8 protein-coding genes are annotated in these 8,019 nt (G+C 71.5%); 3 read left to right on the plus strand and 5 right to left on the minus strand.

Going from position 1 to position 8,019, the window contains the following annotated elements:
* From G6022_RS05175 to serC, 3 genes are all read right to left on the minus strand, one after another.
* The coding region (locus tag G6022_RS05175; protein ID WP_182691112.1) for a hypothetical protein at window positions 1-685 on the minus strand (685 nt) is incomplete at its 3' end.
* A gap of 8 nt (window positions 686-693) precedes the next feature.
* Window positions 694-1,578: a septation protein SepH gene (gene sepH, locus G6022_RS05180; RefSeq protein WP_182691114.1), complete on the minus strand. Its 885-nt coding sequence runs from the start codon at window positions 1,576-1,578 to the stop codon at window positions 694-696.
* Window positions 1,579-1,747: 169 nt separating this feature from the next.
* The gene (gene serC, locus G6022_RS05185; protein WP_179524668.1) at window positions 1,748-2,872 is read right to left on the minus strand and encodes a phosphoserine transaminase; all 1,125 of its coding nucleotides are present in this window, start codon (window positions 2,870-2,872) and stop codon (window positions 1,748-1,750) included.
* Between the two features lie 89 nt (window positions 2,873-2,961).
* On the opposite strand from serC, the gene pdxH reads away from it, so the two are divergent.
* The 3 genes from pdxH (at window position 2,962) to G6022_RS05200 (ending at window position 5,461) form a co-directional block, all read left to right on the plus strand.
* Complete coding sequence (gene pdxH, locus G6022_RS05190) at window positions 2,962-3,627, plus strand: pyridoxamine 5'-phosphate oxidase (protein ID WP_179524669.1); 666 nt, start codon at window positions 2,962-2,964, stop codon at window positions 3,625-3,627.
* Between the two features lie 156 nt (window positions 3,628-3,783).
* A complete protein-coding gene (locus tag G6022_RS05195; RefSeq protein ID WP_179524670.1) occupies window positions 3,784-5,073 on the plus strand; it encodes a citrate synthase in 1,290 nt (429 codons plus the stop codon).
* Between the two features lie 31 nt (window positions 5,074-5,104).
* Entirely contained in the window at window positions 5,105-5,461 is a 357-nt protein-coding gene (locus G6022_RS05200) for an FKBP-type peptidyl-prolyl cis-trans isomerase (protein ID WP_179524671.1), read from the plus strand.
* Window positions 5,462-5,594: 133 nt separating this feature from the next.
* Here G6022_RS05200 and G6022_RS05205 read toward each other — a convergent pair whose 3' ends face one another.
* A complete protein-coding gene (locus G6022_RS05205) occupies window positions 5,595-7,514 on the minus strand; it encodes a propionyl-CoA synthetase (protein WP_182639075.1) in 1,920 nt (639 codons plus the stop codon).
* A gap of 63 nt (window positions 7,515-7,577) precedes the next feature.
* A partial coding sequence (locus G6022_RS05210; protein ID WP_277819480.1) for a carboxyl transferase domain-containing protein occupies window positions 7,578-8,019 on the minus strand: 442 nt, incomplete at its 5' end.

Below are 8,019 nucleotides of genomic sequence, written 5' to 3' on the forward strand. Positions count from 1 at the left end.
CGGCGTGGAGTTCGGCGCGACCGGGGGAGCCCACGACGTGGACCGCGGCCCCCGTGGGCGCGGTGCGCTGGCGGACCTCCCGTCGGCCGTCGGTGGCGAACCCGTGCACGGGGACGTCGAGGCCGCCCGGGGAGAGATCGAACCCCAGCCAGTCGCGGTGGGCGGCGTGGAGCAGCGATGACGGCGCGAAGGGCAGGGCGAGCGGGGTGTCCGCCCCGGAGTCGAGGGGGAACTCACCCGCCCAGTAGGGCCGTTCGAACGGCAGAGGCATGCCCTCGTCCTCGACGATCCGGTCGTCGGCCCCGGCGAACGAGCGCACGAGTCGGCCCGATTCCCAGCGGGCGAACCCGCTGACCCCGTCGTCGGGGTCGTGCGAGAACAGCAGGACCGTGGGCGCCTCGACGAGGCGTAGCCACGTCTCGTCGGTCGCGGACGGCAGGACGGGCTGCTCGAGCTGGGTCTGGAGAACGGTCAACCCGGGGTACGACCCGACGTAGACCTCCCCGGGACCGGTCGATGCCGAGCGGTTGAGGGGGAACATTCCCAGCGAGGCGACGGTGACGGTCGGGTACAGGCGGGAGAGCAGACGCCGGGCGAAACCGGGGTCCGACGGATGGCCGGACCTGATGGGGGCGGACGGGTCATCGGTGCCCAGGTACCAGAAGGTCGCGACGTGGTGGCCCATGACAGGACTCAGTCGTCCTTACCGCGGACACCGAGCAGGACGTCCTCCCAGGAGGGCATGGTGGGATGCCGACGGGTGGTGCGGCGTTCGGGTTCGGCCGGCGGGTGCTGGAGGAAGTGGTCGTCGACGGAACCCACCGCGGCGGGCGGGGCGGACACCGGGGCGGTCTCGGCCGGGGCGTGAGACTGCTCCACCGTGGCGGGGTCGGGTTCCCTCCGCTCGGGTCGGGCCGGGGCCGGCACCGAGCGGATCGGAGGAGGGCCGGGGGGGAGCGGGGGAGGGGACGAGACGGTGCGCAGGGCCGTGGCGCGGGACGGGTCGAGGATGCGCTGGGCCTCGTCGTCGAGCGCCCGGGCCGACCCGCCGTGGGAATCGGGGACGAACGACCAGGTCGCCGAGGCGTCGTCCGACAGGCCGGCGGGCCAGGAGGTCCGCACGATCCACCCGCCCGAGCGGTCGCGCCAGGCGTCCCACGCGACGACGTCCGGGTCCACCCCACGATGATCGAGTGCGGACTCGACCCGGTCGGCGAGCGTGTCGAGTGCGGGCCCGTCCGGAAGGACCGGGTGGGACGCCCGGGCGAGATCGGCGGCGTTCGCGCGCTCGAGCAGCACGGGGACGGCGAAACCCTCGATCCGGGACATCGGGACGCCGGCGTCGGCGGCGACGTCCTCGGGGGAGGCGCCGTGGCGGATACGATCCTGGATCTCGCGTGGGCGCAACGTGCCCGTCACGGGCACCCGCCGGGACTCCTCCGTGGGCACGGACTCCCCCCGCGCGGCGGCGCGGAACCTGTCGTCGAGGGGGAGGGCCAGCGTCTCGCCCGAGTCCGGGAGCTCACATTCGACCACGGACGAGTCGGCGTCCACCCCGATGATCCTCAGCTTCCGCATACCGCCTCCTCGACTCCTCGTGGGCCCGTGGGCGGCTCGAACGGCGCGTGCCCGGGTCCTGGGCGTTCCCCCCATGGTAGGTCAGCGCAGCCCACCCGGCGCGGTGACGGGCCGGGTGGGCTGCGGAAAAACCGTGGGCGGGCGCCCGGAAGGGTGCGCGGCCCGAGGGTCAGCCGAGCTGCCCCACCACGTGGTCGATGCACCGGGTCAACCGCGAGACGTCCTCGGGGTCGATCGCCGGGAACATCCCGATGCGGAGCTGGTTGCGGCCGAGCTTGCGGTACGGCTCGGTGTCGAGGATGCCGCCGGCGCGCAGGGTCTTGGCCACCTTCGCGGCGTCGATGCTCTCGTCGAGGTCGATGGTGCCGACGACCTGCGAGCGGTGGGCGGGCTCGGTGACGAACGGCGTGGCGTACTCGCTGGCCTCGGCCCAGTCGTACAGGCGGGAGGACGAGTCCCGGGTCCGCTCGACGCACCAGTCCAGACCGCCCTGGGTGTTCATCCACTCGATCTGGTCGGCGAACATCAGCAGCGTGGCCACGGCCGGGGTGTTGTACGTCTGGTTCTTCGAGGAGTTGTCCACCGCGGTGGGCAGGGACAGGAAGTCCGGGCACCAGCGGTCGGTGGCCGCGATCTCGGCCACGCGCTCGAGGGCGGCCGGGCTCATGATGGACACCCAGAGGCCGCCGTCGGAGGCGAAGCACTTCTGCGGCGCGAAGTAGTACACGTCGGCGTCGGAGATGTCGACGGGCAACCCGCCGGCTCCGGAGGTGGCGTCGATGGCGACGAGTGCGTTCTCCGAGCCCGCCGGGCGGGTCACGGGGACCATCACACCGGTGGAGGTCTCGTTGTGCGCCCAGCCGATGAGGTCCACGGACGGGTCCGAGGTGGGCTCGGGAGCCGACCCGGGCTCGGCGGAGATGACGATCGGGTCGGCGAGGAAGGGCGCGCCGCCGGTGACCTTGGCGAACTTGGAGGAGAACTCGCCGTAGGTCAGGTGGAGGGACTTCTCGCGGACCAGGCCGAACGCCGCGGCGTCCCAGAACGCGGTGGTGCCACCGTTGCCCACCACGACCTCGTAGCCGTCGGGGAGGGAGAACAGGGAGGACAGTCCCTCGCGGACCCGGCCGACGACGTCCTTCACCGGCGCCTGGCGGTGGCTGGTGCCCATCACCGAGGTGGCGGCGGCGGAGACGGCCTCGATCTGCTCGGGGCGGACCTTGGACGGGCCGCAGCCGAACCGCCCGTCCGCGGGCTTGAGGTCGGCGGGGATGGTGGGCAGCTGATCGCTCATGCTCTTGGGGTGCCGTTCCTTGTGGTGGGATTTCCGAATCGGCTCCATCCTAGTCGGGGGCGCGTCGGGCCCGGAGTAGCGTCTGGGTCATGGAGGATCCCGCACTCGAACCGGCCGACTTCGACACGATGCGGGTCGGCTACGGCCTGAACGCGAGCCTGGACGTGGGCGATCTGCACGACGACTGGGTCGCGCTCTTCGCCTCGTGGCTGGACGAGGCCGGGCGCCGGGGGGTGCGCGAGCCCAACGCCATGGTGCTCGGCACCGTCGGTGCCGACCGCCGGCCGTCGACCCGGACGGTGCTGTGCAAGGGGGCGGACGAGCGGGGTCTGACCTTCTTCACGACGACGAGTTCGCGCAAGGGCGCGCAGTTGGCGCAGTCCGGCTACGCGTCGGCCACGTTCCCGTGGTTGGTGGTGGAACGGCAGGTCCACGTGGAGGGCGAGTGCCGACCGCTGGACCGGGCGGACTGCCTCGCCTACTGGCGTACGCGCCCCAGGGGGTCCCAGGTGGCGGCCTGGGCGTCCGAGCAGTCGCAGCCGGTGGAGTCCGTCGAGGAGTTGACCTCGCTCTACGCGATCGCGGAGAAGCGCCTGGCGGACGTCGAGGAGATCCCGATGCCCGACAGGTGGGGTGGGTACCGCCTCCGCCCGGACCGCGTCGAGTTCTGGCAGGGGGGCCGGGACCGGTTCCACGACCGGGTCGAGTGCCTCCGGGGTGACGGGGGGTGGACGGTCCGGCGACTGCAGCCCTGACGCCCGCCGACGCCCCGACGCCGCCCGGTGGACGGGGCCCGGGGGGAGCGGACCGGTGCACGCTTCGAAGTGACGGCGACCGTCACGGTAGGGTGTGGCACAGCACATTCGTGGCGGGACATGGCCGCCGGGACCAGTCGTCGGAGAGGGAATCGCGTGACCGCAGGCTCGAACGGTTCGGACCGCAATGCAACACTGTCCTACCCCGGCGGTGAGCTCGAACTCGATGTGGTGGAGGCGACCTGCGGAAGCGACGCGGTGCAGCTGGGTTCGCTGCTGGCCAAGACGGGGATGACCACCCTGGACGTCGGGTTCGTCAACACCTCCGCGTGTACCTCCTCGATCACCTACATCGACGGCAACGAGGGCATCCTCCGCCACCGCGGGTACCCGATCGACCAGCTCGCCGACAACGCCTCGTTCCTCGAGGTCTCCTACCTGCTCATCTACGGTGAGGATCCCACCGAGGCCCAGCTCGCCGAGTTCACCGAGAAGGTGCTCGGGGAGACCGCGCTGCCCGGCCAGATGATGCCGTTGCTGCAGGCGTTCCCGCGCGACACCCACCCGATGCCCGTCTTCTCCGCCGGCGTGAGCCTGTTCGGCACGCACGGGGACGACCTGGACATCGACGACCCCAAGGCCGTCGACCTGGCCACCGCCCGGCTGCTGGGCCGTGGCCCGACGCTCGCCGCCGCCATCGAGCGCATCCGCTCCGGTCACGACGCCCTCGACCCGGATCCCTCGCTCGGGTACGTCCGCAACTTCCTGCGCATGACCTTCGGGCCGGACTACGAGGTCACCGACGAGGTCGCCGACGCCCTGGACATGCTGCTGGTGCTCCACGCGGACCACGAGCAGAACTGCTCCACCTCGACCGTCCGCATGGTCGGATCCTCGGAGGCGCCGCTGTACGCCTCGATCACCGGCGGCATCAACGCCCTGTACGGACCGCTGCACGGTGGCGCCAACCAGGCCGTGCTCGAGATGCTCGAGCGGATCGAGTCGGAGGGCGGGGACGCGACCGACTACATGGACCGTGTCAAGAACAAGGTCGACGGCGTCAAGCTCATGGGATTCGGTCACCGCGTCTACAAGAGCTACGACCCGCGCGCCCAGATCGCCAAGAAGCACGCCCACGCGCTGCTGTCCCAGAGCAACGACCCCCTCCTCGAGATCGCTCTCAAGCTCGAGGAGACGGCACTGGCCGACGACTACTTCGTCGAGCGCAAGCTCTACCCGAACGTGGACTTCTACACCGGCCTCATCTACCGCGCGATGGGTTTCCCCACCGAGATGTTCACCGTCCTGTTCGCCCTCGGCCGGATGCCCGGATGGATCGCCCACTGGCGCGAGATGCGCGAGGATCCGTCCACCAAGATCAACCGCCCGCGCCAGGTCTACACGGGCCCGGCCGAGCGGGGTTTCACCCCGATCAGCCAGCGCTGAGCCCGGGAACCGGACTCCAGGAGGAGACACCATGGACAAGCCCGAGATCGACAGGCCGACGGGCCCCGCGCCCACTGACCTCGTCAGCGAGGACCTCACGGTGGGGGACGGCGCCGAGGCGGTGGCCGGCGGCAACGTCACCGTCCACTACGTCGGTGTCGACTACGAGACCGGCGAGCAGTTCGACTCCTCGTGGGACCGCGGCGAGTCCATCACGTTCCCCCTCAACGGCCTCATCCAGGGTTGGCAGGAGGGGATCCCGGGCATGAAGGTCGGCGGTCGCCGCCAGCTGGTCATCCCGCCGGACAAGGCCTACGGCACCTCCGCGGCCCTGCACCCGCTCGGAGGGAAGACCCTGGTCTTCGTGATCGACCTGCTCGAGGCCTGATCCGGCCCGTCGGACGACTCGAGAACGCCCCGACCTCCCACACGGGAGTCGGGGCGTCCTCGTGTGCGGGGCCCCGCGCGCGCCCGACCGCGGGTGGCGTCCGGCGCGCCCTCGCGGATGGCGGTCCGGGCGACTACCCCTCCTGCCGGAGGTACGGTGCGAGGGCGTCGAGCACGGCCGGGTCCTCGATCGTCGACGGGACGGTGACGTTCTCCTGCCCGTCCGCGATCTGCCGCATCGTCTTGCGCAGGATCTTGCCCGAGCGGGTCTTGGGCAGGCCCTGCACGACCGTGCAGTCGCGGAAGGTGGCCACCGCGCCGATCTCCTCGCGGACCATCGCCACCAACTCGGCGCGCAACTCCTCGGGGTCGCGGACCTCACCCGACTTGAGGACCACGTATCCGACCGGCCGCTGGCCCTTGAGCTCGTCCTTCACACCGATGACCGCGGCCTCGGCCACGGCGGGATGGGTGGCGATCACGGCCTCCATGGAGCCCGTCGACAGGCGGTGTCCGGCGACGTTGATCACGTCGTCGGTCCGGCCCATCACGTAGACGTACCCGTCGGAGTCGACGTACCCGCCGTCCCCGGTCGAGTAGTACCCGTCGAAGACGGACATGTACGAGGAGATGAACCTCTCGTCGTCGTCCCACAGGCCCGACAGGGTGCCCGGCGCCATCGGTAGGCGGATCGCCAGGTTGCCCTCCTCCCCGGCGGGGAGGGGGGTGCCCCGGGAGTCCAGGACGTGCAGGTCGTACCCGGGCACGGGCACCGTCGGGGACCCGGCCTTGATCGGCATCGGCTCGAGCCCGCGGAGATTGGAGGCGATGGGCCAGCCCGTCTCGGTCTGCCACCAGTTGTCCACCACGGGCTTGCCCAGTTTCTCCGTGGCCCACCGGTAGGTGTCCGGGTCCAGGCGTTCGCCCGCACAGAACAGGGTGCGCATGGCGGACAGGTCGTACTTGGCGATCTCGCCGCCCTCGGGGTCCTCCTTGCGGATGGCGCGGACGGCCGTGGGCGCGGTGAACAGCGCGGTGGCCCGGTGCTCGGCGAGCACCCGCCAGAACGCGCCGGCGTCCGGCGTACCGACGGGCTTGCCCTCGTAGATGATGGACGTCGCGCCGACCAGCAGGGGCCCGTAGACGATGTAGGAGTGCCCGACCACCCAGCCGACATCCGAGGCTGTCCACCAGACCTCGCCGGGCCGGACCCCGTAGACGTTCCACATCGACCACGCCAGCGCGACAGCGTGGCCGCCGTTGTCACGGACCACGCCCTTGGGCAGCCCCGTGGTCCCGGAGGTGTACAGGATGTAGAGCGGGTCCGTCGCCCTGACGGGGACCGGTGCGGCGCGTTCAGAGGCCTCGACGGCCCGGTCCCAGTCGGTCCAGGTGGTTCCCGGTGTCTCGGGGAAGGTCTCGTCCGGGAACTGGTCCGGTCGGCCGGCCACGATGACGGCGCCCGGGGAGTGACGGGTGAGTTCCAGGGCCTTGGCGACCATGGGGAAGTAGGGGACCTTGCGGGTGGGCTCGATGCCGCCGGGCGAGGTCACCACGACCTTCGGCCGGGCGTCGTCGATCCGGATGGCCAGCTCCGGCGCCGCGAAGCCCCCGAACACCACGGAGTGGACGGCACCCAGGCGGGCGCACGCGAGCATCGCGACCGCGGCACGCGGGACCATCGGCATGTAGATGACGACCCGGTCCCCGCGCCCCACGCCCTCGGCCGCGAGCGCGCCCGCGAAGGCCTCGACCTGGTCGAGCAGTTGGGAGTAGGTGATGGTCTCCTTGACCCCGGTCACCGCCGAGTCGTAGATGAACGCGGCCTGATCCCCGCGTCCCGCCTCGACGTGACGGTCGATGCAGTTGTGGGACGTGTTGAGCTCACCGTCGGGGAACCACCGGTAGAACGGGGGCCGCGAACCGTCGACAGCCGTGGTGGGGGGAGTGGTCCAGTCGATCCCCCCGGCGGCCTCCAGCCAGAAGGCGTCGGGATCGGTGATCGAGAGCCGGTGGGCCTCGGCGTAGGTCGACGAGGTCGTGGAGTCCGACATCGGGTGAGCCCCTCTCGTGCGGGAGTGAAGCCCCCGATCAGCGCCGACGGCCTGTGACGCGCTTCACTCTAGTCCCAGGCCGAGGTCCCGATAGCGGGACATCCGCTCCGCGTACCTCCGCTCGGGGGGACGCCTCCGGACCTCGACCAGAGCCGCGGCGACGGCGTCGGCCAGCCGGTCGCAGAAGGCGTCCGGCTCGTCCGCCGCGTCGGGTCGCTCGGGTATCACCACGTCCACGATCCCCGCGCGGAGGAGGTCGGCCGAGGTGATGCCCTGCGACCGCGCCACCTCGGGTGCCCGGGAGGTCTCGTGGTAGAGGATCGCGCTCGCCCCCTCGGGTGGGAGCGGGGCGAGCCACCCGTGGCGGGCGCACAGCACCCGGTCGGCCGGGAGCATCGCCAACGCGGCACCGCCCGTGCCCTGACCGAGGATCGCCGAGACGGTCGGGGTGGGCAGCGTCACGAGATCGGCCAGGCTGCGGGCGATCTCGCCCGCGAGGCCGCCC

Source organism: Dietzia sp. Cai40, from assembly GCF_014145165.1.
GTDB classification, from domain to species: Bacteria; Actinomycetota; Actinomycetes; order Mycobacteriales; family Mycobacteriaceae; genus Dietzia; species Dietzia natronolimnaea.

Bases quoted from the DNA above. Each gene is read 5' to 3' on its own strand.
- pdxH (WP_179524669.1), top strand. From the start codon at position 2,962: ATGGAGGATCCCGCACTCGAACCGGCCGACTTCGACACGATGCGGGTC.
- G6022_RS05200 (WP_179524671.1), top strand. From the start codon at position 5,105: ATGGACAAGCCCGAGATCGACAGGCCGACGGGCCCCGCGCCCACTGAC.
- G6022_RS05205 (WP_182639075.1), bottom strand. From the start codon at position 7,514: ATGTCGGACTCCACGACCTCGTCGACCTACGCCGAGGCCCACCGGCTC.
- sepH (WP_182691114.1), bottom strand. From the start codon at position 1,578: ATGCGGAAGCTGAGGATCATCGGGGTGGACGCCGACTCGTCCGTGGTC.
- serC (WP_179524668.1), bottom strand. From the start codon at position 2,872: ATGAGCGATCAGCTGCCCACCATCCCCGCCGACCTCAAGCCCGCGGAC.